Genomic DNA, 22,518 nt, shown 5'->3' with positions numbered 1-22,518 from the left:
TTCTTTTTGCTCGCGTCCACTGTGCGGTATCTGAAACAGCAACCGTTCTGGTTGTTCGTGTATGTTCAATTGAACAGTGCGCTGGCACACGAGTTTTCCCCCGCCATGTGTGGGGGGTGTGTTTCGGTGGTCATAGCGTGAGGGAAACGCCCGGTTACTTTCCGAACCCGGAAGCTAAGCCTTACTGCGCCGATGGTACTGCATGCGGGAGCGTGTGGGAGAGTAGGACACCGCCGAACTCTTAGTAGGAGAAGCCCCGTTGGAGGGTGGCACAGCCACCACACCAACGGGGCTTCTTCATGTGCCCGTACAGTTGCCGCATGGGCAGGTATGACGTGGTCGTCTTCGACAACGACGGAGTGCTGGTGGACAGCGAGCCGATCTCCAATCGCGTACTCGCCGAGTATCTGACGGAGTTGGGGCATCCGACCACGTTCGAGGAGTCGGTCCGGGACTACATGGGTGCGGCCGTGCACCGCATTCACGACCTGGTGCTCGAGCGGTCGGGGCGCCGGCTGCCGGACGACTTCGATGAGACCTTCCACAGCCGAGTGTTCGCTGCTTTCCGACGCGAGTTGAGCGCCGTCGGCGGTGTGCACGAAGTGCTCGCGAAACTGGACGCGGACGGTGTGCCGTACTGCGTCGCTTCCTCCGGGAGCCATGAGCGGATCAGGGTCGCGTTGGGCAGGACGGGGCTTGCCGTGCATTTCGGGGAGGGGCGGATCTTCAGCGCGCAGGACGTGGGCCGGGGCAAGCCTGCGCCGGACCTCTTCCTGCTCGCCGCGGAGAAGATGGGTGTGCGGCCCGACCGGTGCGCGGTCGTCGAGGACAGCCCGTTGGGGGTGCGCGCCGCGCTCGCGGCAGGCATGGACGTATACGGATTCACGTCGATGACGCCTCGCGAGAAGCTCGTCGGCGCAACCGCCCACTTCTCCCGCATGGAGGAACTGCCGGCGCTGCTCTCGTAGGGCAGGGCGGTTCCGGGCGGCCTCTGTGATACGTCCCCGGACCATGCCGGTACGGTGGCGGGATGAGTGGCGGCGCACAGTTGATGTGGGACGAGGCGGTCACCGGTTACGACTTCGGGCCGGGGCACCCGATGAATCCGGTGCGGTTGGCGCTGACGATGCGGCTCGTCGAGGCGCTCGGGCTCGACTCCCACAAGGACCTGAAGGTGACCGCCGCGAAGGCGGCCGGGGATTCGACGCTGCGTCTGGTGCACAGACAGGACTACATCGACGCGGTGCGGCGCATCTCCGGCGATCCGGGTTCGGCTACGGGCGAGTTCGGGGTGGGCACGCCGGACGATCCAGCGTTCGCCGGGATGCACGAGGCGTCCGCGCTGATCGCCGGCCAGTCGACGGCTGCCGCCGACGCCGTTTGGCGCGGAGAAGTGAAGCACGGCGTGAACTTCTCCGGCGGCCTGCACCATGCGATGCACGCGTCCGCCGCAGGGTTCTGCATCTACAACGACGCGGCGCTGGCCATTGCCCGTCTCCTGGAGAACGGAGCGGAGCGAGTCGCGTACGTCGACGTGGACGTGCACCACGGGGACGGCGTCCAGGACGCGTTCTGGAACGACCCGCGCGTTCTGACGATCTCCCTGCACGAGCACCCGCGGATGCTGTTCCCCGGCACCGGCTGGCCCGAGGAGAACGGCGGCCCGGACGCCGAGGGCACAGCGGTGAACGTGGCGCTTCCGGCCGGCACCGGCGACGAGGGCTGGCTGCGCGCCCTGCACGGCGTGGTGCCCGAACTCCTCGCCGAATTCCGGCCACAGGCGCTCGTCACCCAGCACGGGGCGGACACCCACTTCGAGGATCCGCTGGCTCATCTGGCCGTCAGCGTGGACGCACACCGCCTCGCCGCGGAGGCACTCCACGGCTGGGCGCACGAGTACGCGGACGGGCGCTGGGTGGCGCTCGGCGGCGGAGGGTACGCCGTGTTCGACGTCGTACCGCGCACGTGGACTCACCTGGTGGCGATCGCCGCGGGTGCGCCCGTGCCGCCGGAGACGGAAGTTCCGGAGTCCTGGCGGGAGTTGGTGTACGCACGCACGGGCACTCCGGCGGCTCCGCAGCGGATGACGGACGGGCGCGACCCGGTGTGCCGGGTGTGGTCCGACACGGGCTACGACCCCGCCGACGCGCTCGACCGTGCGGTGCAGGCGACGAGGATGGCGGTCTTCCCGGCGCGGGGGCTGATGCCGTAGCCGCGGGATGCTCCGTACAAGGATTCGTCAGGTGGTCGCGGGCCCGAGAACGGGCGGCAGGGGGCTCCGGCCGCCAGCATGGACGATGTGCTGGGCAGCGGTGGATCACTTGCGGGGAGCGGAGCGGGCGATGTTCCGCCCGGCGTGGACGAACTCCGTGCGCATCTCCTCGCCTCCCGGCTCGCCGGCACGACGTCGACCAGCCGTGAGAAGAGTCTGCGCCGCTACCGGCTCTTCGCGGCCGGTGACCCGCGGGCACTGATCGGTCTCGAACCGGAACGTGAGTGGCGGGTTCCGGAGTTGCTCGCACTCATGGCTGAAACCTGTGGTGTCTCGGGCGATGCGGCTACTGTCACGGGCCTCGACACCATCGATCCCGAACGCACCATTGCCGCGCTGGACGCGTTCGCCGACCGGCTGCGAAGTGCGGCTGAGCGGCGCCTTCCCGTGCTCCTGGGTACGGGACACCCTCAGCGTCTGCTGGGCTTCTACGCCACATTGGCCTCAGCTCTGTCATCGGCGGGATGCACTCTCCTCACATCAGCGATGGGGAGACGTATCGACATAACGACCCGGTTCGGCGTACGTACTCTCGCCCTTGGCTACGCACGGGGAGTTGCACTGATACACGAACCCGGCGTACGCCCGGGAGGTGATGCGCCTGGTGTGCACACGCATTCGCCCCTGCCGCTGCGCACGGTGCTCGCGGCGGCGATGACGGATGGCGAGCCGTTGCCACGTCTGGTCATCGGGGACCACGGATGGGTCTGTGCAGCAGGTCAGTTGGGTATTGAGGCCATCGGGCCCGCAGATACGGATGATCCGGCGCCGTTCGTGGGCCAGGCCGAGGGGAGGGTGTCAGTCGCGGTACCCGTCGATGACGCTGCGCGTTCCGACAGCTACCGTCCGCTGGCGCACTATGTACTCAATCGAGCGTGTCTGTCACAGTAGGAGGCCGATCGCTACTCCTCTTCCCCACTTGCATCACCCGCCCCTAATCTGGGGAGGAGCGCGCATGCGAGCGGGAGTCGCCGGAAGGGGAAGCCGGTGACCGACATGTGCGGAAGGTTCAGGTGTGACATGGCTGCTGGCAAGGGACCTCTCAACGAGGTCAACTTTCTGACCGTGGCGGAAGTCGCCTCGGTGATGCGGGTGTCCAAGATGACCGTGTACCGGCTGGTGCACAGCGGTCATCTGCCGGCGATCCGGGTGGGCAGGTCCTTCCGGGTCCCAGAGCAGGCCGTCCATGAATACCTCCAGGAATCCTATGTGGGGGTGGAAACGGCCTGAAGGTGTCGCGCGGCGACCCTCGGATTACGGGCCGCGCCCGGCGGCGGGTAGGCTGGGCCTTCATGTAGGTCGTGTGGGCTCGGACGCCCCGCGCCGAGTGAAGACAGTTCTCTCCGTTCCGGACGGAGATGATTTGTGAGCGAGGGTTGTCGTGGGCTCAGTAATCAAGAAGCGCCGTAAGCGGATGGCGAAGAAGAAGCACCGCAAGCTCCTGAAGCGCACGCGAGTTCAGCGTCGCAACAAGAAGTGAGCGAGCGCCGAGTTCGTCGGTGACCGCCGTTCTGCTGCCCGCACCAGGTGTGCGGTGCGGTGGGGCGGCGGTTTTCGTTTGGCCGGGGCGCTGCGTTTCGCGTGGGCGTGTGCGGACAGGCGACAACCGGAACCGCGGGACCGGAGCCTGCGGGCGCGCGGAGGGCCGGCTTCACGCCGCACGGTCCGCAAGCGGTCGTCACGGGAGGGATCTTGGGCAGGGTCGTACTGGTCACCGGCGTCGCCCGGCAGCTGGGTGGCCGTTTCGCGCGCCGTGTCCAGCGGGAGCCCGACGTGGACCGGGTCGTCGGCGTCGACATCACCGAACCCGTGCACCACTTGGGCGGTGCCGAGTTCGTCCTGGCGGACATCCGGCAGCCCGACATCGCCGGCGTGCTGGCGCAGTACGGCGTCGACACCGTCGTCCACATGGATGTGCACGGATCGCCACCGTCGGTACCCGGGGTCGGCAGTCGCGGCTCGGTCAAGGAAGTCAACGTCATAGGCACCATGCAGCTGCTCGGTGCCTGCCAGAAGGCTCCGTCGGTGCGCCGGTTCGTCGTGAAGTCGACGACGAGCGTGTACGGCGGGGCACCGCGCGACCCGGCCGTCTTCGACGAGTCCATGCCGGCCAAGTCGCTGCCCAGCGGCGGCTTCGCGAAGGACGCGGTCGAGGTGGAGGCGTATGTGCGCGGCTTCGCCCGGCGGCGCCCCGACGTGTCCGTCACGGTGCTGCGGTTCGCACATGTGCTGGGCCCGTCCGTGGATTCGCCCCTCGCTGCGTACTTCGCGCTTCCGGTGCTGCCGACCGTGCTCGGCTACGATCCGCGGCTTCAGTTCGTCCACGAGGACGACGCCATCGAGGTGTTGCGCCTGGCGGCCCGCGAGCCCCGGCGCGGGACGCTCAGCGCCGGAACGTTCAACATCGCCGGGGACGGGACGCTGCTGCTCTCCCAGTGCGCGCGGCGGCTCGGGCGTCCGACGGTGCCGATGCTGCTTCCGGCGATCCGCTGGGGCAGGTCGCTGCTGCAGTCGGTCGGTGCGACGGACTTCTCGCCGGAGCAGGTGAGGCTGCTGACGCACGGACGCGTCGTGCGTACGGCCCAGATGCGTGAAGTCCTCGGTTTCGAGCCTCGGTTCACGACGGGCGAGACGCTGGCAGCCTTCGCGCGCAGCCGCGGGCCGGGACTGCTGCCGCCGGAGACTCTGGCCCGTACGGTCGACAGACTGGCTGACATGCTGGAGCCACCGGAGGTTGAAGGGCAGGACGAGGAGGTCGGCCGGCGTGGCTGATGCGAAGGTCATTCCGTTCGGGTCTCCGGACGACGGGCACGAGCGGCGGGGCGGGCACCAGCGTCACGACGGGCGCGGGGAGTCAAGGGGCGAGCGGCATCTGCGCGCCGGGCAGGCGGGCACGGGCGGCAGCGGTGGCGAGTCCGGGACGGGCACCGACGCCGGTGCGGCCTCCGGCGGCCAGGAACGCGCCGGCGGGGCCGGCGGCACGGAGGGCGGCTGGGAGGGCAGGGCCGCGCAGGCGCTGGCCTTCCTCCGCAGGCGGGTCACCGGCGAATACGAGGTCGACGACTTCGGCTACGATCCCGAGCTGACCGATCAGGTGCTGATGTCGCTGCTGCGGCCCCTGTACGAGAAGTACTTCAGGGTCGAGGTGCGGGGGATCGAGAACATTCCCGCCGAGGGCTCGGCGCTCATCGTCTCCAACCATTCGGGCACGCTGCCGCTCGACGGTCTGATGATGCAGGTCGCCGTGCACGATCACCATCCGGCGGGCCGTCATCTGCGACTGCTCGCGGCGGACCTCGTCTTCGTGCTGCCCGTCGTCAACGCCCTGGCGCGCAAGGCGGGGCACACGCTGGCCTGTTCGCAGGACGCCGCGGCGCTGCTGGAGCGGGGAGAGGTCGTCGGCGTCATGCCGGAGGGGTTCAAGGGGCTGGGCAAGCCGTTCTCGGAGCGCTACAAGCTGCAGCGGTTCGGGCGGGGCGGCTTCGTGTCGACCGCTCTGCGGGCCGGGGCCCCGATCGTGCCCTGCTCGGTCGTCGGCGCGGAGGAGATATTCCCCATGGTGGGCAACGCCAAGACGCTCGCCAGGCTGCTGGGTTTTCCGTACTTCCCGGTGACGCCGACGTTCCCCTGGCTGGGGCCGCTGGGCGCTCTGCCGCTGCCGACGAAGTGGACCATCCAGTTCGGTGAGCCGATCCCGACGGACGGCTATCCGGCGGGCTCGGCCGAGGACCCCATGCTGGTCTTCAACCTCACCGACCAGATACGCGAGACGATCCAGCACACGCTTTACAAGCTGCTGGTGCAGCGGAGGTCGGTGTTCTTCTAGGCGTACCCACGCGGGACGGCGGGGCCTAGTTGCGTACGTCCTGCCGCCGTTTGTGACCCACCGCGGGTCGTGGGACGGGCAACGCCCCTCCCGCGTCCCGGACTTCACCGTCCGGGGCACCGAAGAGGCGTTGCCTGCACCGCTTCTGCCGCTGCTCCGCCCGACGCGCTACTTGCCGTTCTCCGAGAGCTTCTTCAGCCCCGGCAGCACGTCGGGGACGATCGGCGGCAGCGTGACCTGCGGGTCGGGCTGCGCATCGCGGTCGGAGCCGGGGTGCGACGGATTCCCGTCCGCGTCCCGGTCCGGGTCCAGGAGGCCGCCACCGCCGATGAGTTCGCCGTCACGCGAATCCGAACCGGACGGTGAGGGTTCGCCGCTCCGGCCGTCCTGGTGTCCCTCGTCGTAGGAGCGGGACGAGGACGGCGACGACGGCCCGGCGGACGTACGGCCGTGACCGTGCCGGCCTTCGCCGCCCTGGCCCTGCTCGCGCGACGACTCCTCGCGGGAGCCGGAGAGCAGACCCGCGATCGGGGTGATGTCGTGATCCATCTCGTCGAAGACGGAGCTCACCTCGTCGCCGACCGCCGAGAGTTGCGGGGGGAGGTTCTGCCGGAGCTTCGACCAGCTCTCCCGGTGCCCCGTTGTGAAGGACGAGAGCGAACGCATCGGCGCGATGCTGCCGTCCCTCTCGTACGCCGCCCGGAGCAGGTGGTGTCCCTCGGAGGCGTCGTAGCGCATTGCGGCGAGGGCCCTGCGGACCTTGCCCACCGACTCGTCGTCCAGCTCTGCACCGCCTCGTGCCCGCTCCATCAGCCGGCGGGCCTCGCGCAGCCTCGCCGATGCGTTGTCGAGATGCACCTGGCCGCGGCCCGTCTCGTCGTCGGCGAAGTCCAGGCGCAGATCCTCCATGCCCCGCTTGAAGCCGTACAACGAGTCACCCGGCAGGGCTTCGCTGCTCGCCGCGGCGACTCCGCCGAGCGCGGACGCGGCGACACCGACGCCGAGCCCCCCTGCGGCAATCCCCTTGCCCAGACGGGAGTTGGGGCGGAGCTTGCTCAACGGCCCTGTGGCGGGGGCACGATGGGTGCCCTTCCTGGCGCCGCGGCCGTCCCGCTGCGGCGGAACCTGCCGGGCGCGGGCCTCCGGCGAGGCGAACTCCGCCTCCATGGCGGCGATCAGCTGCGCCCGCTGAACGGTCTTGACGTCGGGAGCCAGCGCCGGCCGGGGCACCGAGCGGAGCCTCTCCGCCAGGCCCAGCAGCCGTTCGGGCCCGGTGTCCCCGGCTTCCCCGGGCAGGCTCTCCGCAGCGCCCGCGGGGGGCGCGGCACTGTCGCCGGTCTTGAACGGACCGACGGGTGCGGGCACGGGAACGGGAACGCGCAGGGGCTCGGGTGCAGTGACGCCCCGGCTCCCGACCTCAGCCGTCCGGCCGTCCGCCCGGGCCTCGTCGAGCTCCAGCTCATCCAGGCCTTGGGCGAAGGCGGCGGCCCGCTTGCTCGCGGCTGCGGACCCGATCACGGGCGGCACCTCCTCTCGTCAGCACGGTCCACTCCCCACCACGGATGGAAGGCTGTGGGCAAAGCGTTCATGTTCACTCGGAAGTGGTAGCGAACCCTTGCGCGCCACGGGTGCGGGGAGACTGCACCCCCACAACGAGCGGCAAGCCACTCGGGTTACGGACTCACGATGATGTGACCACATGCATGCGCGGAGTCACCCTGTGGTGAACGGCAAGCACGGAAAAACACGTGAAAACGGCCTGGCGCAGGGCGAGTCGGCGTCAGCGCGCATCCTGCGGCAGGAGCCGGGCAAGGGTGCGGACCGCCCGGTACTGCAGGGTCTTGATGGCGCCCTCGTTCTTCCCCATGGCGCGGGCCGTCTCGGCGACGGAAAGGCCCTGGAGGAAGCGGAGCGTGACGCACTCCTGCTGCTGCGGATTGAGCCTGCGCACGGCCTCCAGCAGGGCGGCGTTGGAGAGCGACTCGAGGACCGAATCCTCCGGGCTGCGCTCGACCTCGTTGGCGTCGAGCATCTCGCCGGTGGTGACCTCGAGCCGGAAGCGGCTCGATTTGAAGTGATCGGCGACCAGATTGCGGGCGATGGTGACGAGCCACGCGCCGAAGTCCCGGCCCTGCCACGTGAAGGTGCCGATGCGCCGCAGCGCCCGCAGGAACGTCTCGCTCGTGAGGTCCTCGGCCGTCGCCCGGCCGCCGACGCGGTAGTAGATGTACCGGTACACCGTGTCGCTGTACTGGTCGTAGAGGCGGCCGAAGGCCTCCGCCTCCCCGGCCTGCGCCCGCTCGACGAGGTCCATCATCCGGCGGCTGTCGGTGTCCGAGGCGGCGGGACGGGCGCGCCGGGTGTTGGAGGTGCCCGCACTGCCCGCGGCGGAGCTGCGGGTGCGCCTGCCGACGCTGCCGGAGGACGCGGCGGAGACGGCCGGCGCGGCGTGGGCGGCGGCCGCGCCGAGGGCGGTGCCGGCGGCGGCGCGGTGCGCCATGGCATAGCGGGGCGCGGCGGGGACGGGCACGGCTGATGCGAGGGCGAGGGCGGGGGCGTACGCGCGGGGGACAAGAGCGCGCAGCCGGCCGAGTGCCGTAACGACCGTGCTGCGCAGCGTAGCCAGGCCCGAGGCGTCAACCCCGACGTGTGGGTACACGGGACTCCCAGAGGCAGAGCTTCCATCACGTGCAGTACGGGACCGTTCGACCCGGAAGGGACGTGTGGGTACCGATTGCGTCTGAGGAGAATAACGCTTCGTACAGACAGTGCTACGCGTAGTTGCTGAAATCGCCGATTCAGTCAGATCTGTTACGCGTTGGTGCCATCTATTGAACAGAGTGTGAGCGGCTCAACGACCGTTTGCTGAGCACAATTTGTCGTTCGAGTTACGACTTGTGCCCGGAAGTCCAGAGCGCGGCTGGCGGGAGGGAGCGTGCGCGGAAAGCGGGAAACACGGCCTCCAACTGCCGTGCGCCATCGGCCGGTATGGCGTGTCGGGGCGTGGCCGCGGGGGCCGAGGCCTTATCGGCGGCGGCGTTGCATCGCCACGGCCGCGGCCGCGCCGCCCGCCACCGCTCCGACGCCTGCGGCGGCCGGAATGCCCACCTTGGCCGCCTTGCGGCCCGTCCTGTAGTCGCGCAGCCGCCAGCCCATTTCGCGTGCGTGCTCGCGGAGCCTGCTGTCAGGATTGATCGCATACGGATATCCGACGAGCGAGAGCATCGGGATGTCGTTCGACGAGTCGCTGTAGGCGGCGCACCGCTCCAGCTCCAGATCCTCCGCCGCGGCGAGCGCCCGTACCGCTTCCGCCTTGGCGGGGCCGTGCAGTGGCTCGCCCACCAGCCTTCCCGTGTAGACGCCGTCGACCGATTCCGCGACGGTCCCGAGCGCGCCGGTCAGGCCGAGCCGGCGGGCGATGATCGTCGCCGTCTCCACGGGTGCCGCAGTGACGAGCCAGACCTTCTGGCCCGCGTCGAGGTGCGCCTGGGCGAGGGCGCGGGTGCCGGGCCAGATGCGGCCGGCCATGTACTCGTCGTAGATCTCCTCGCCGATGGCGGTCAGTTCGGAGACGCTGTGCCCCTGGACGATGGAGAGGGCACTGGAGCGCACGTCCGCCATGTGCCCGGCATCCTCCTTGCCGGCCAGCCTGAACCAGGCCTGCTGCCAGGCGAAACGGGCCAGTTCGCGCTTCTCGAAGAAGTCGCGCTTGTACAGGCCGCGGCCGAAGTGGAAGAGCGCGGCGCCCTGCATGACGGTGTTGTCGAGGTCGAAGAAGGCCGCTGCGCGGACGTCTCCGGCGACGGGGAACCCGTCCTCCTCGTCCTCGTCCGCCTGCGCCGCCTCGAAGACGCCCTGCTGGAACTCCTCCGCCTGCTGCCGCTCCAGTTCCTGCTTGCGTGCCGCGTCGGCCGAGGCCTCGCCTGCGAGCACGCTGCGCGCGGTCGCGGAGCCGGCCCGGCTCGCGATCCAGGACCAGGCGTGACGGGGGGAGCGGCGGGAGCGCATGACAACGAGGATAGCCACTCGGCGCCGCGCGCCTGTTACGTCCGGATGTCCAACTGTGGGCCGTACGGGACACATTCGGAACCGACCGGTTGCGCAGAGGTGTTAGGGCCCGACCGGCGGTTCCGGCTCGTGCCACGGGTGCGGTGTGGGCCGGTGGACCCGTCCGCCCTGCGTGCACCGCGCAGGGGGTCCGCCCGACCGGTGGGGACGGTGCCGGATGTGAAGCCGCGGGAGGTGACGTGTGCTGCCGGAGAAGCGTGACAATGGCGGGCATGAGGACTGTCACCCTGATCGGGAAGCCCGGATGCCATCTGTGCGACATCGCACGGGACGTGATCGTGCGGGTGTGCGCCGAGACCGGAGCGGCCTGGGAGGAGAAGAGCATCGAGGACGACCAGGAGCTGTACCGGAAGTACTGGGAGCAGATCCCGGTTGTACTGGTGGACGGTGCGCAGCACGACTTCTGGCGCGTGGACCCGCAACGGCTGCGCAAGGCGCTGGAGAGCCGGTCCTGAGCGGGGCGGGTCTCGTCGTGCGGGGCCGCCGGGAAGGCCCGTCGCCGTGCCGGGCGCGGGAGTCGGGCCGCGTACAGGGAGCGGCGGTCACGGCCGGTGGATGATGAGGAGTGACATGTGTCGCAGGTGTTGCATGTGGCACCGGTCACGTTGACCGGACAAATCGGACTCCATCTTTGTGCACGCGTTCACAAAGGCATAGCCTTGTCGCGACGGAGCGTTCGGAACGCGCGGCTCGCGCGACATCGCTCACCGCTTCGCGCAGACGGCAGGAGCACTGTGGCAACTGGCCGAAACCACCGACCGGCGACGAGCCGGAGCCGAGGGATCCCCGAGGCCACCGTCGCCCGGCTACCGCTGTATCTGCGGGCCCTGACGGCGCTCTCGGAGCGTTCGGTGCCCACGGTCTCCTCCGAGGAACTCGCCGCGGCGGCGGGGGTGAATTCGGCCAAGCTGCGCAAGGACTTCTCGTACCTCGGCTCCTACGGCACCCGCGGGGTCGGCTACGACGTGGAGTACCTCGTCTACCAGATCTCGCGCGAGCTGGGTCTGACGCAGGACTGGCCCGTCGTCATCGTCGGCATCGGCAACCTCGGCGCCGCCCTCGCCAACTACGGAGGCTTCGCCTCCCGCGGCTTCCGCGTCGCGGCCCTGATCGACGCCGACCCGGCCCTCGCGGGCAAGCCCGTCGCGGGAATCGACGTGCAGCACACCGACCAGCTCGAGCAGATCATCGACGAGAGCGGCGTCTCCATCGGCGTCATCGCCACGCCCGCGGGCTCGGCGCAGCAGGTGTGCGACAGGCTCGTCGCCGCCGGGATCACCTCCATCCTCAACTTCGCCCCGACCGTGCTGTCCGTCCCCGAGGGCGTCGACGTACGGAAGGTGGACCTCTCCATCGAGCTTCAGATCCTCGCCTTCCACGAGCAGCGCAAGGCGGGCGAGGAAGCGCCGGAGGAGGAGACCGCCCCGCCGGCGGTTCCGCCCGCCGCGGCGGTCACCAAGCGTCCCGGGCCGGGATCTGACGGGGACCGCCCCGCCGTGATGCCCGCATGAGTCTGCTGGTCGTCGGTCTGAGTCACCGCAGTGCCCCGGTGAGCGTCCTGGAGCGGGCCGTGCTCGCACCCCAGGTGCGCGGCAAGCTGGTGCAGGACACCGTGAGCGCCGAACCCGCCGCCGAGGCGGCGGTGCTCTCCACCTGCAACCGCATCGAGCTGTACGCCGACGTGGACAAGTTCCACGCCGGCGTCGCTGAGCTGTCGACGCTCCTGGCGCTGCACAGCGGCGTCGGCCTCGAAGAGCTGACCCCCCACCTGTACGTGCACTACGAGGACAGGGCCGTGCACCACCTTTTCTCGGTGGCCTGCGGCCTGGACTCGATGGTCGTCGGCGAGGGCCAGATCCTCGGCCAGATCAAGGACGCCCTCGCGGTCGCCCAGGAGCAGCACACGGCCGGACGGGTGCTGAACGACCTCTTCCAGCAGGCGCTGCGCACGGGCAAGCGCGCCCACAGCGAGACGGGCATCGACAAGGCCGGGCAGTCGCTGGTCACCTTCGGCCTCGAACAGCTCGCACGGCCCGCGCCCGTCGGGGAGTGGGTGCGCGGCAAGCGTGCCCTGGTCATCGGGGCCGGATCGATGTCGTCCCTGGCCGCGACGACGCTCGCGCGTGCCGGTGTGGCCGAACTGGTGATCGCCAACAGGACCCTGGACCGCGCCGAGCGGCTGGCCTCCGGGCTCGGTGCCGGGCTCGCCGCGGGTGCGGCGCCGGTCGCCGCGCTCAGCGCCGGGCACGGGCCGCGTGCCCACGCGCTGCCGATCGACGGGCTCGCGGCCGAGCTGCCCCGCGCGGACATCGTGGTCTCCTGCACGGGCGCCACCGGTCTCGTCCTCACCGACGAGGCCGTACAGCAGGCCCTGGACCGGCGGCCCGTACCGGCCACCGCGGAGGACGCCACGGGCGGCCCCGGCGACGACATGGCGCTGCTCGACCTCGCCATGCCCCGGGACGTCGACGCCGCTCTGCACCACAACGGGCGGGTGCGGCTCGTCGACATCGAATCGCTCGCGGAGGCGGCGGCGGACGCGCCGCTCGCCGCCGACGTGGACGCCGTGCGGAGGATCGTCAGCGAGGAGGTCTCCGCCTTCGGAGCCGCGCAGCGCGCGGCGACGATCACACCGACGGTCGTCGCGCTGCGCACCATGGCGGCCGATGTCGTCTCCTCCGAGATGACCCGGCTCGACGGCCGGCTGCAGGGCCTCGACGACAAGCAACGCGCGGAGATCACGCAGACCGTCCGGCGCGTGGTGGACAAGCTCCTGCACGCGCCGACCGTGCGCGTGAAGGAGCTCGCCGGTGAACCGGGCGGCGCGGCCTACGCGGACGCCCTGCGCGAGCTCTTCGACCTCGACCCGCAGACGGTCGCCGCCGTCAGCAGCCCCGGGGCGCCAAGCGTCCCCGAGCCCACGGCGTCTCCGGAACAGGCACCCGATGCGGCCCCCGAGCAGTCCCCGGGAGGCCGCGGCGCGGGGCGGCGGGCCGGACAGAACGACGAAACAGCAGTCCCGGGCCTGAACACGGCCGGGCGCGACGAGGTGAGCACATGAGCAACAGCCCAGCGAACGCCCTGCGCCTGGGCACCCGTCGCAGCAAGCTCGCGATGGCCCAGTCGGGGCTCGTGGCCGAGGAGGTCCGACGGCTGACCGGGCGCCCGGTCGAGCTGGTCGAGATCACGACGTACGGCGACGTCAGCAGGGAGCAGCTCGCGCAGATCGGCGGCACCGGCGTCTTCGTCACGGCGCTCCGGGAAGCCCTGCTCGACGGGCGGATCGACTTCGCCGTCCACTCGCTCAAGGACCTGCCCACCACGCAGCCCGACGAGCTGAACCTGGCCGCCGTGCCCCGCCGGGCCGACGCGCGCGACGTGCTGATCGCCCGCGACGGACTCGGTTTCGAACAGCTCGCGGCGAGCGTGCGCACCACGGGCAGGCCCGCCCGCATCGGTACGGGCTCGCCCCGCCGGATGTCCCAACTGGCCGCGTGGGCCCGCAGCCTGGGTGTCGAGATCGACACGGTGCCGATCCGGGGGAATATCGACACGCGCATCGGGTATGTGCGGTCAGGCGAACTCGACGCCGTGGTGCTCGCAGCCGCCGGGATGGAGCGCACCGGACGCCTCGACGAGGTGACCGAACTGCTCAGCCCCGATGTGGTGCTGCCCGCTCCCGGCCAGGGGGCCCTCGCCGTCGAGTGCGCGTCGGCCGACGTACACCTGGCCACCCAGCTCGCCGAGCTCGACGACCCGCAGACGCGGGCCGCCGTGACCGCCGAGCGAACCCTGCTCGCCGCTCTGGAGGCCGGCTGCAGCGCACCTGTGGGAGCGCTCGCCGACCTGCTGCACGACGGGCAGGCTGTCACCGAAATGCGCCTGCGCGGCGTCGTCGGAACCATCGACGGCGAGACGCTGGTGCAGCTGTCCACCACCGGTCCCGTACCGGCGTCCGCGGAGGGCGCAGCGACCCCGGAGAACATGGGTCGTGAGCTCGCCGACGAGATGCTCGCCAAGGGCGCGGCCGGTCTGATGGGGGAGCGAGCACTTTGAGCCCCACCACTGCCCATAACTCGACATTCCCGCACCTCTACGGCGCGCACGGACACGTCACCTTCCTCGGTGCCGGGCCCGGGGACCCGGGTCTGCTGACTCTGCGCGCCGTCGAGGCGCTGGCGCATGCCGACGTGCTTGTGGCCGATCCGCAGGTGTACGACGTGGTCCGCGGCCACGCGCGGGCAGGGGTGGACACGCCGCTTCGGGTGGAAGCCGAGGCGAAGCGGGACGCGAAAACTGACGGGGCGTCAGCCGACGCGCCCGCGAACGGTGCTGCCGATCTTGCCATGGCGGCAGCACGGTCCGGCAAGCGGGTCGTGCGGGCGGTGACGGGCGATCCGGGCCTGGACGCCGACGCGGCGCGCGAGATGCTGGCGTGCGCACGCGAAGGCATTCCGTTCGAGGTGGTGCCCGGCATCGCGACCGCCGTGGGCGTGCCCGCGTACGCCGGCATCCCGCTGCGCGACGCGGAAGGCACCGACGTCCGCTTCATCGACGCGCGTACCGCCGACGACAGATGCTGGACCGAGGTCGGTGCCAGCGACGCCACCGTCGTCGTCTCCACGAGCCTGGGCTCCGTCGTCTCCGTCGCGGGTGACCTCGTCGCGGGCGGCCGCAAGCCCGAGACGCCGCTGACGGTCACCTCCGAGGGCACCACCACCCGTCAGCGCACGTGGAGCGCCACGCTCGGCACCATCGGGCAGGTCCTCAAGTCCGCGAAGGTGCTGCCGCCCTCGGAGGGCGGGCAACCGGTCATAGCCGTGGTCGGCGAGCGCACCGGCGCGGCGGAACGTCACCGCCTGGCGTGGTTCGAGTCCAAGCCGCTCTTCGGGTGGCAGGTGCTGGTGCCGCGCACGAAGGAGCAGGCGGAGTCGCTCTCCGACCAGCTGCGCAGCTACGGCGCCGTGCCGGCCGAGGTCCCCACGATCGCGGTGGAGCCGCCGCGCACGCCGCAGCAGATGGAGCGGGCGGTCAAGGGCCTGGTCACCGGGCGGTACGAGTGGATCGCCTTCACCTCCGTCAACGCCGTGAAGGCGGTGCGTGAGAAGTTCGAGGAGTACGGGCTGGACGCGCGGGCCTTCGCGGGGATCAAGGTCGCCGCGGTGGGCGAGCAGACGGGCAAGGCACTGATCGAGTTCGGTGTGAAACCGGACCTGATGCCCAGCGGTGAGCAGTCCGCCGCCGGGCTGCTGGAGGACTGGCCGCCCTACGACCCGGTCTTCGACCCGATCGACCGTGTGTTCCTTCCGCGGGCCGACATCGCCACGGAGACGCTCGTGGCCGGGCTCATCGAGCTGGGCTGGGAGGTCGACGACGTGACCGCGTACCGCACGGTGCGCGCCTCGCCGCCGCCCGCCGAGACGCGTGAGGCGATCAAGGGCGGTGGCTTCGACGCGGTGCTGTTCACCTCGTCGTCCACGGTGCGGAACCTCGTCGGCATCGCCGGCAAGCCGCACAACGTCACCGTCATCGCCTGTATCGGGCCCGCCACCGCCAAGACGGCGGAGGAGCACGGGCTGCGGGTGGACGTGATGTCGCCGGAGCCGTCGGTGCACAAACTTGCCGCGGCGCTGGCGGACTTCGGCGCGGAGCGCCGGGCGGAAGCCGTCGCCGCCGGTGACGTGGTGAAGCGGCCGAGCGAGAAGCGCCCGGCGAGAAGGAGGGCACGAACGTCGTGACTGTTGATGTTCCCGGCGGCACCGGTGCCGGTGGTGTCGGCACCGGAGGTTCCGGCAGCGGGAGTGCCTCGGGCGGGTTCCCGTTTGTGCGGCCGCGCAGGCTGCGCACCACCGCGGCGATGCGCCGCATGGTCGCCGAACACCGCCTGCACCCGGCGGAGTTGATCCTTCCCGTCTTTGTGCGCGACGGCATCCGCGAGCCGGTGCCCGTCTCGTCCATGCCGGGGGTCGTGCAGCACACGCGGGACACTCTGAAGAAGGCGGCGTCCGAGGCCGTACGGGCCGGCGTCGGCGGAATCATGATCTTCGGCGTGCCCGACGAGGCCGACAAGGACGCCGTCGGCACCGCCGGAACCGACCCCCAGGGCATCCTCCAGGTCGCTCTGCGGGACGTACGGGCGGAGGTCGGCGACGACATCGTGATCATGTCCGACCTGTGCCTGGACGAGACGACGGACCACGGCCACTGCGGAGTCCTGGACGCCCAGGGCCGGGTGGACAACGACGCGACGCTGGAGCGGTACGCCGAGATGGCCCGCGTCCAGGCCGAGGCCGGCGCCCATGTGCTGGGCGCCAGCGGCATGATGGACGGGCAGATCGGTTACGCACGCCGCGCCCTCGACCAGGCGGGCCACCAGGACGTGGCGCTGTTCGCCTACACGGCCAAGTACTCCTCCGCGTTCTACGGCCCGTTCCGCGAGGCGGTCGGCTCCTCGCTCAAGGGCGACCGCAGCACCTACCAGCAGGACCCTGCGAACGCCCGCGAGGCGCTGCGGGAGCTGTCCCTCGACGCCGCCGAGGGCGCGGACATGGTGATGGTCAAGCCGGGGCTGCCGTACCTGGACATCCTGCGGGACTTCGCCGAGCGGTCCGAAGTCCCCGTCGGCGTCTACCAGATCTCCGGCGAGTACGCGATGGTCGAGGCGGCCGCGCAGAACGGCTGGATCGACCGGGACCGCGCCATGATGGAGACACTGACGAGCTTCAAGCGCGCGGGCGCGAACCTCATCCTCACCTACTGGGCGACGGAGGCCGCGGGCAAGCTGTAGCGGGCCGCGGTTCGTTCGCGCACTCCCCGCGCCACTCGATGTGGTGACCCGGTGCGAGCATTGGTGAGCACGCTGCGATTCTCGCGTGAAATGCGGGCAGGACCCACGCGGGTCCTCCGTAGACTGGCAGGCAGCGCGCGATGGGAGGACTCCTCATGACGCTCACCGCACACGAACACGGCACCAGCCCGATGCGGCAGGCCGCTGAGGCGGCCGAGGAGGCCACTGGCCTGCGCGCCGAGATCATCTGGGGAGTGCTGATGATGTCGCCCACTCCGCGCTTCAAGCACGCGCGGGTCATCAATGTGATCCATGAGCAGTTGATGTCCGCGCTGCCGGAGGGGATGGAAGCGTTCCAGGTCGCGTCGGTCGCACTGCCCCACGATCCGGACGACTACGCCACCCCCGACCTCCTCGTGGGGGATTCGGCCCTCGGCGACTCGGACGACTGGCTCGCTGAGCCGGGCAGCGTCGTCTTCGTGCTGGAGGTCGTCTCAAGGAGCAACAGCACGAAGGACACTCAGGACATGGTTCGCTGGTACGCGGAGGCCGGCATTCCCGAATACCTGGTGATCGATCCGCGTGACGGCACATGGACGCTCCACACAGAGCCACGCGGTGGCGAATACCAGGGCACGCTGCACAAGCAGTACGGCGACGAGATCGTCCTGAACGGCCTTGAGGTCAAGCTGTCGACCGGCTCTCTTCCCAGATACGCCGACGGGCCCTGACCTCGGCCGGCGAGGGCGGCGATGCTCAGAGCTTCTTGCCGATGCCCGCGTAGAAGAAGGCGTCCGCGTCGGTGATGCCGGAGTCCCCGTCGGGGCGCCAGCGGTGAGTCGTGGTCAGGCCCGGCTCGATCAGCTCCGTGCCCTCGAAGAAGCGCATGATCTCGGACTTGGTGCGTATCTGGGCCGGGGTGCCGCTCTGGCGGTAGACCTCGACGGCCTTCTCCGCCGCCGGGTTGAAGTCCGGGGTGGCGTGCGAGAGCACCAGGAAGCTGCCGGGGGCGAGGCGCTGGACCATCTCCTGCACGATCTCGATCGGCCCGTCCTCGTCGGGGAGGAAGTGGGTCACCGCGAGCATCGACAGCGCGACGGGCTGGTCCAGGTCGATGACGTCACGCAGCTCACGCGACTCCAGAACGGCGTCGTGGCGCAGGTCCGCGTGCACGTAGGCGGTCTTGCCCTCGGGGCTGCTGAGGGTCAGCGCGTCGGTGTACTCCAGCACCGTCGGGTCGTTGTCGGCGTAGACGACGCGCGCGTCCGGAGCGACCTTCTGGGCGACCTGGTGCAGGTTGGGCTCGGTGGGGATGCCGGTGCCGATGTCGATGAACTGCCGCATGCCGTACTCGGATGCGAGCGTGCGCGTCGCGCGGTGCATGAAGTCCCGGTTGGCGCGCGCACCGGTCACGATGAAGGGGAAGACCTGCTTGACCTTCTCGGCCGCCTCCTGATCGACCGGGTACCAGTCCTTGCCGCCGAGGTAGTAGTCGTACATCCGGGCGGAGTGGGCCTTGCTGGTGTCGATCTGCTGGGGACGGGCGCCGGAACCGGTCATGCTGTGCTTCCTCTTCTGCCGCTGCTGCGTGGGACGGGTGCGGGGCAGATCACGTCCGAGTCCTTGCCGGTTCGTCAACAGCCCTTCTGTGCAGCCGATTTGAAACTATCAGAGCGATGGTTGCGTGTTGAAGGTCCTGGGAGGCGGCAGTGTGCGGGGCCCGGGGCGCCCGGCCCTCCGCCCGATCGCGGACGGAGGGCCGGGCGCCCCGTGTCTCAGAAGATTCCCTGGCCGGGGACGAGGATGCCGTCGGGGTCGTAGCGGCGGCGGGCCGCCTCCAGCGCCGGCCAGGCGCCGCCGAAGTGGTCGCGCCAGTCCGCACGTTGGAACGGGATGGAACCCACGGGGTACTGCTTGCCTCCCGCGTCGCGGACCTTCTCGTACGCGGCGCGGTTGGCCGCGAGGAGCCGGTCGACGGTCGCGGGCTCGTCCGGCGGGCTCGTGCGCAGCACGGCGAGCAGGTACGGCGCCGGGTCGTGCGGCATCCGGAGCATCGGCGTGTGCAGCACGTCCCCGTGCAGCGGGTAGAGCAGCACGACTCCGCTCGTCCCGACGTCCTCCGGCTTGAGGTTGTCGAGGATGCCGGAGGCCAGGGGTTCGACGGAGGCCGACGGCAGGAGCAGGTTGAGCCAGGGGTGCGGGTCGTCCCACAGGCCCTGTTCCTTCTGCTCGGCGACGCCCGGAGCGAGCCGGTCGAGGAACGTGTAGTAGTCGAGGGTGTCGGCGGTCATGCCCGCGCTCTCGAAGCGCAGCCCTTCCAGCAGCGCCTCGTCGTCGGGTTCGGGGCCCGCGGGGGGACCGTATGCGACGGCCTCCAGCACGTGGACGCGGAAGGCGCCGGTCTCGTCGGGGAACACCAGGCCCTCGACGTAGTCGAAGCGGCGCTCCTGCGTCAGCCGGCGCTGGTCCTCGAGGAACACCGCCAGGTCGGTGTAGGGGAGCTGGAAGTGCCGCACCGTCTCGGGTGCCCGTACGAGGCGGAGCGTCGCAGCCACCACGATCGCGCACTGGCCGAGCCCGGCACGTACGGCGTCGAAGAGGTCGGCGTGCCGCGTGGCGGAGCAGCGCACCAACTCGCCTGCACCCGTGACGACTTGGAGTTCGGTGACGGTGTCGGTCTGGGAGCCGTGCCGGTGCGTCTGACCGCCGAGACCCCCGACGGACAGCGTGCCGCCGACGGAGAGTTCGAGGTAGTCGGTGAAGACCGGGGGCGTGAGCCCGTCCCGCAGCGTGGACTTGGCGACGGCGCTCCACAGGGCACCCGCGCCCACTGTCACCGTGCGGTCCTTGCCGACGCCCTGAACGGGGCCGATGTCCTTCAGCGGCGCGGTCTCGATCACCAGGCCGCCCTCGGTCTGCGCCTGCCCGTTCGTCGCGTGCCCCTGGCCACGGGGCGCCACCGGAATGCCGTGCTTGCGGCAGAAGCGGACCATCACCACCACGTCGTCGACGGAACCGGGACGCAGAACCGCCGCCGGACGCCGGTGGACGATGTGGCCGAAGTCGTCGGCGGCAGCGTCGCGCGAGGCGTCGTCCGTGAGCAACTGGCCGTCCAGGGGCGGCACATCGTCGAAACCGCCACCGTCCGCCGACCGCGCGGGCCGGGTGCGTTCCGTGGCCCAGGCACGTGATGAGGGGTCGAATCCGACGACGGCAACGGCCGCGGTCGTCAGGCCGTACAGGGCAGCGGTCCGTCTCGAGGGTTCTGAGCGTTCCCGGCGCATGGTGTCCTCCTGATGCGACGTCAGCGGGTGTCTCCCGGCGGTGGATGGTACTTGTGCGGGTGAAGTTGCGCGCGCCGCTTGCCGGTCGCCCCGGTCGCCCCGGTCGCTCCCGACGCCCCCGTCGTCCTGGTCGTCCCGGCCGGCGGCCGGAGGTCAGGCCGCCGCAGCTCAAGATTCGCGCTGCGAGCTCGTGCGCCCTTGCGACAGGATCAGTCCGCATGAACCGTGTCTACGACGAGGAGCGCCTTGCCAACGCCTACGAGCGGGGCAACGCGATGCCTGAGGAATCCATGCGGGCCTGGGTCGAGTTGATCGCCTCCTGCTCGCCCCGCCCGGCCCCGTCCGTCATCGAGGTCGGTGCCGGGACGGGCATGTTCTCCGCCGCGATGGCCCGTTGGCTCGAAGGGTCGACCGTCCTCGCCGTGGACGCCTCCGAAGCGATGCTTGCCGAGGCCCAGCGGCACCATGCGCACCCCCGTGTGCGGTACGTGTCAGGGGCGGCGGAGGCCGTGCCCGCCCCCGCCGACGCCTTCGACCTGGCCTTGCTCTCCCGCGTGATCCATCACATCCCCGACCGGGCCGGTGCGGCGCGGGAGTTGGCCCGCGTCCTCCGGCCGGGCGGGAAGACGATCGTCCGGACGACGTTCCGCGAACGGCTGGACGCTCTGGTTTACGAGTACTGGCCGGCGCTGCGAACGGCCGACGAGCGCCGGTTCCCGGGCGAGCGGGAGGTCGTCGCAGATTTCGTGGCCGCCGGATTCGCCCTGGAGTCGGTGACGTCTTTCGCTCAGCCGGTGACGGCGAGCCTGCGCGATTACCACGCCCGCCTGGTCGCTCGCCCGCAGTCGAAGTTCACCTGCCTGAGCGATGAGCAGTTCCACGAGGGTCTTTCGCGTCTGGCCGCCGCAGCGCGGAGCGAGCCGCAGGAGAAGCCCCTGCCCGTCGAAGAACGCTACGACGTCGTCGTGTTCGCCCTCTCCTGAGCAGCCCGCCTCACAGCGGATCCGGCCGCCGGCAGATGAGGGACGCGCCGGCAGATGAGGCGGGCGCCCGGCTGTACGGCCCCTGTACCGGCACCGGCGCGTGACGGTACGTCCCCGCGGCCGGTTGACCAGGACGGGCAGGGGCGGGCACCGGGCACCGGAGGTGGCGATGAGCGAGGACGCGGACCGCGGGCGGAACGGCGGCGGACGGGCGGAACCGGACGAGGACGACGCGGACGAGACCGCGGCGGTCGTACGGACGGTCGGCCGGCTCGTCAAGCTCTGGCGCGAGCGTGCGTCCATGACGCAGGCCGAACTCGGCGCCGCCATCGGCTACTGCGTGGACCTGGTCGCGTCCGTGGAACGCGGACGGCGCGTGCCCCGGCCGGAGTTCCTGTCCGCCGCCGACGAAGTGCTGGGCGCGGGCGGCATCCTGGCAGCGATGGCGAAGGACGTCGCGGAGGCGCGGTACCCGAAGAAGGTCCGCGACCTGGCGAAGCTGGAGGCCGAGGCCGTCGAACTGGGCGCGTACGCCAACCACAACATGCACGGCCTGCTTCAGACGGAGGAATACGCGCGGGCGTTGTTCTCGATGAGGAAGCCCGCGTACGGGGACGACGAGGTCGAGCGGCATGTCGCCGCACGCATGGCCAGGCAAGCGATCCTGGGAGGACCCACTGCCCCGATGCTGACCTTCGTCCAGGAGGAGGTCACGCTCCACCGGCCCATCGGCGGACGCGCGGTGCTGAGGCGGCAGCTCCAACGTCTGCTGGAACTGGGCCAGTTGCGTAACGTGAGCATTCAGGTGATGCCCACGGCCCGGGACGATCACGCGGGGATGGGCGGCCCGGTGCAACTGCTGAAGCTCAAGGACGGCGCGGCCGTCGGGCACACGGAGGTCCAGCTCACCAACCGCCTCATCTCCGATCCGAAGGAAGTACAGATCCTGGAGATGCGGTATGGGATCATCCGTGCACAGGCGCTCACACCCAGTGAGTCCCTGGCCCTGGTCGCAGAAGCCTTGGGAGAGACATGACGCTCAAGTCCGTTGCCCGGAACGGCTCAACTCCCCAGTGGATCAAAAGCAGTTACAGCAGCAATGACGGCCCGGAATGCGTCGAGGTCGCCGCCGTCGCTCCCGGCACGGTGCGGGTACGGGACTCGAAGGACGTGGCCGGTCCCCAACTGGCGTTCGGAGCTGCGAGCTGGAGCGCGTTCACGGAACTCGCGGCCCGGTGCGCTGCTTCCCGGTGAAAGAGCCCGCGATGGTGTGCAGGGTGCGGAGGGCGCTGTTGAGC

At 70.5% G+C, this 22,518-nt stretch carries 22 protein-coding genes and 1 rRNA gene; 18 read left to right on the top strand and 5 right to left on the bottom strand.

The features are described from left to right. Positions 1-122 precede the first annotated feature (122 nt). The 8 genes from rrf (at position 123) to H180DRAFT_RS23345 (ending at position 6,098) form a co-directional block, all read left to right on the top strand. Positions 123-239: ribosomal RNA gene (gene rrf, locus H180DRAFT_RS23380) — 5S ribosomal RNA — on the top strand. 81 nt (positions 240-320) lie between these two features. Then, the gene (locus tag H180DRAFT_RS23375; protein WP_055488085.1) at positions 321-968 is read left to right on the top strand and encodes an HAD family hydrolase; all 648 of its coding nucleotides are present in this window, start codon (positions 321-323) and stop codon (positions 966-968) included. A gap of 62 nt (positions 969-1,030) precedes the next feature. Beyond that, complete coding sequence (locus H180DRAFT_RS23370; protein ID WP_055488084.1) at positions 1,031-2,212, top strand: acetoin utilization protein AcuC; 1,182 nt, start codon at positions 1,031-1,033, stop codon at positions 2,210-2,212. 78 nt (positions 2,213-2,290) lie between these two features. After that, the gene (locus H180DRAFT_RS23365; protein WP_079100342.1) at positions 2,291-3,163 is read left to right on the top strand and encodes a phosphatase; all 873 of its coding nucleotides are present in this window, start codon (positions 2,291-2,293) and stop codon (positions 3,161-3,163) included. A gap of 129 nt (positions 3,164-3,292) precedes the next feature. Further along, positions 3,293-3,502, top strand: a complete 210-nt coding sequence (locus H180DRAFT_RS23360) for a helix-turn-helix domain-containing protein (RefSeq protein ID WP_158677109.1) — start codon at positions 3,293-3,295, stop codon at positions 3,500-3,502. 151 nt (positions 3,503-3,653) lie between these two features. Beyond that, positions 3,654-3,752, top strand: coding sequence for a 30S ribosomal protein bS22 (locus tag H180DRAFT_RS23355; RefSeq protein ID WP_003948845.1), 99 nt, complete (start codon positions 3,654-3,656; stop codon positions 3,750-3,752). Positions 3,753-3,964: 212 nt separating this feature from the next. Next, the gene (locus H180DRAFT_RS23350) at positions 3,965-5,044 is read left to right on the top strand and encodes an NAD-dependent epimerase/dehydratase family protein (RefSeq protein WP_055488082.1); all 1,080 of its coding nucleotides are present in this window, start codon (positions 3,965-3,967) and stop codon (positions 5,042-5,044) included. Next, the gene (locus H180DRAFT_RS23345; protein ID WP_055488081.1) at positions 5,037-6,098 is read left to right on the top strand and encodes a lysophospholipid acyltransferase family protein; all 1,062 of its coding nucleotides are present in this window, start codon (positions 5,037-5,039) and stop codon (positions 6,096-6,098) included. Before H180DRAFT_RS23350 ends, H180DRAFT_RS23345 begins: the two co-directional genes overlap by 8 nt. 168 nt (positions 6,099-6,266) lie before the next feature. Here the strand turns inward: H180DRAFT_RS23345 and H180DRAFT_RS23340 are convergent, their stop codons facing one another. The 3 genes from H180DRAFT_RS23340 to H180DRAFT_RS23330 form a co-directional block, all read right to left on the bottom strand. Next, positions 6,267-7,616: a DUF5667 domain-containing protein gene (locus tag H180DRAFT_RS23340; protein ID WP_055488080.1), complete on the bottom strand. Its 1,350-nt coding sequence runs from the start codon at positions 7,614-7,616 to the stop codon at positions 6,267-6,269. Between the two features lie 262 nt (positions 7,617-7,878). Further along, entirely contained in the window at positions 7,879-8,757 is an 879-nt protein-coding gene (locus tag H180DRAFT_RS23335; RefSeq protein ID WP_055488079.1) for an ECF subfamily RNA polymerase sigma factor, BldN family, read from the bottom strand. Positions 8,758-9,122: 365 nt separating this feature from the next. Next, entirely contained in the window at positions 9,123-10,106 is a 984-nt protein-coding gene (locus H180DRAFT_RS23330; RefSeq protein ID WP_055488078.1) for an HAD family hydrolase, read from the bottom strand. Positions 10,107-10,378: 272 nt separating this feature from the next. On the opposite strand from H180DRAFT_RS23330, the gene H180DRAFT_RS23325 reads away from it, so the two are divergent. From H180DRAFT_RS23325 to H180DRAFT_RS23295, 7 genes are all read left to right on the top strand, one after another. Then, positions 10,379-10,621: a glutaredoxin family protein gene (locus tag H180DRAFT_RS23325; RefSeq protein ID WP_055488110.1), complete on the top strand. Its 243-nt coding sequence runs from the start codon at positions 10,379-10,381 to the stop codon at positions 10,619-10,621. 279 nt (positions 10,622-10,900) lie between these two features. After that, positions 10,901-11,677, top strand: a complete 777-nt coding sequence (locus H180DRAFT_RS23320; protein ID WP_055488077.1) for a redox-sensing transcriptional repressor Rex — start codon at positions 10,901-10,903, stop codon at positions 11,675-11,677. Beyond that, positions 11,674-13,227 carry a glutamyl-tRNA reductase gene (locus H180DRAFT_RS23315; RefSeq protein WP_079100341.1) on the top strand — a complete coding sequence of 518 codons (1,554 nt, stop codon included), beginning with the start codon at positions 11,674-11,676 and terminating at the stop codon, positions 13,225-13,227. The genes H180DRAFT_RS23320 and H180DRAFT_RS23315 overlap by 4 nt, the downstream gene beginning before the upstream one ends. Continuing rightward, positions 13,224-14,222 carry a hydroxymethylbilane synthase gene (gene hemC, locus H180DRAFT_RS23310; protein WP_055488076.1) on the top strand — a complete coding sequence of 333 codons (999 nt, stop codon included), beginning with the start codon at positions 13,224-13,226 and terminating at the stop codon, positions 14,220-14,222. Before H180DRAFT_RS23315 ends, hemC begins: the two co-directional genes overlap by 4 nt. Further along, complete coding sequence (locus tag H180DRAFT_RS23305) at positions 14,219-15,904, top strand: bifunctional uroporphyrinogen-III C-methyltransferase/uroporphyrinogen-III synthase (RefSeq protein ID WP_055488075.1); 1,686 nt, start codon at positions 14,219-14,221, stop codon at positions 15,902-15,904. Before hemC ends, H180DRAFT_RS23305 begins: the two co-directional genes overlap by 4 nt. 86 nt (positions 15,905-15,990) lie before the next feature. Next, on the top strand, positions 15,991-16,953 hold the full coding sequence (gene hemB, locus H180DRAFT_RS23300; protein WP_055488074.1) for a porphobilinogen synthase: 963 nt from the start codon (positions 15,991-15,993) through the stop codon (positions 16,951-16,953). 155 nt (positions 16,954-17,108) lie between these two features. Continuing rightward, positions 17,109-17,684: a Uma2 family endonuclease gene (locus H180DRAFT_RS23295; protein ID WP_175437813.1), complete on the top strand. Its 576-nt coding sequence runs from the start codon at positions 17,109-17,111 to the stop codon at positions 17,682-17,684. 25 nt (positions 17,685-17,709) lie between these two features. Here the strand turns inward: H180DRAFT_RS23295 and H180DRAFT_RS23290 are convergent, their stop codons facing one another. Both H180DRAFT_RS23290 and H180DRAFT_RS23285 read right to left on the bottom strand, forming a co-directional pair. After that, a complete protein-coding gene (locus H180DRAFT_RS23290) occupies positions 17,710-18,513 on the bottom strand; it encodes an SAM-dependent methyltransferase (protein ID WP_055488073.1) in 804 nt (267 codons plus the stop codon). A 215-nt stretch (positions 18,514-18,728) separates the two neighbouring features. Then, positions 18,729-20,237, bottom strand: coding sequence for an FAD-binding protein (locus H180DRAFT_RS23285; RefSeq protein WP_055488072.1), 1,509 nt, complete (start codon positions 20,235-20,237; stop codon positions 18,729-18,731). 218 nt (positions 20,238-20,455) lie between these two features. On the opposite strand from H180DRAFT_RS23285, the gene H180DRAFT_RS23280 reads away from it, so the two are divergent. The 3 genes from H180DRAFT_RS23280 to H180DRAFT_RS23270 all read left to right on the top strand — a co-directional run bounded on the left by H180DRAFT_RS23280 (position 20,456) and on the right by H180DRAFT_RS23270 (position 22,474). Then, entirely contained in the window at positions 20,456-21,220 is a 765-nt protein-coding gene (locus H180DRAFT_RS23280; RefSeq protein WP_055488071.1) for a class I SAM-dependent methyltransferase, read from the top strand. 169 nt (positions 21,221-21,389) lie between these two features. Then, on the top strand, positions 21,390-22,256 hold the full coding sequence (locus H180DRAFT_RS23275) for a helix-turn-helix domain-containing protein (protein WP_055488070.1): 867 nt from the start codon (positions 21,390-21,392) through the stop codon (positions 22,254-22,256). Beyond that, positions 22,253-22,474 (top strand): DUF397 domain-containing protein, encoded by a 222-nt coding sequence (locus tag H180DRAFT_RS23270; RefSeq protein ID WP_055488069.1) that lies wholly within the window; start codon positions 22,253-22,255, stop codon positions 22,472-22,474. Before H180DRAFT_RS23275 ends, H180DRAFT_RS23270 begins: the two co-directional genes overlap by 4 nt. Positions 22,475-22,518: the final 44 nt, after the last annotated feature.

It is taken from the genome of Streptomyces sp. WMMB 322, assembly GCF_900090145.1.
Lineage (GTDB): Bacteria > Actinomycetota > Actinomycetes > Streptomycetales > Streptomycetaceae > Streptomyces.
Note: the sequence above shows the minus strand (reverse complement) of the source record. Positions and strands in the feature narration are given on the sequence as shown.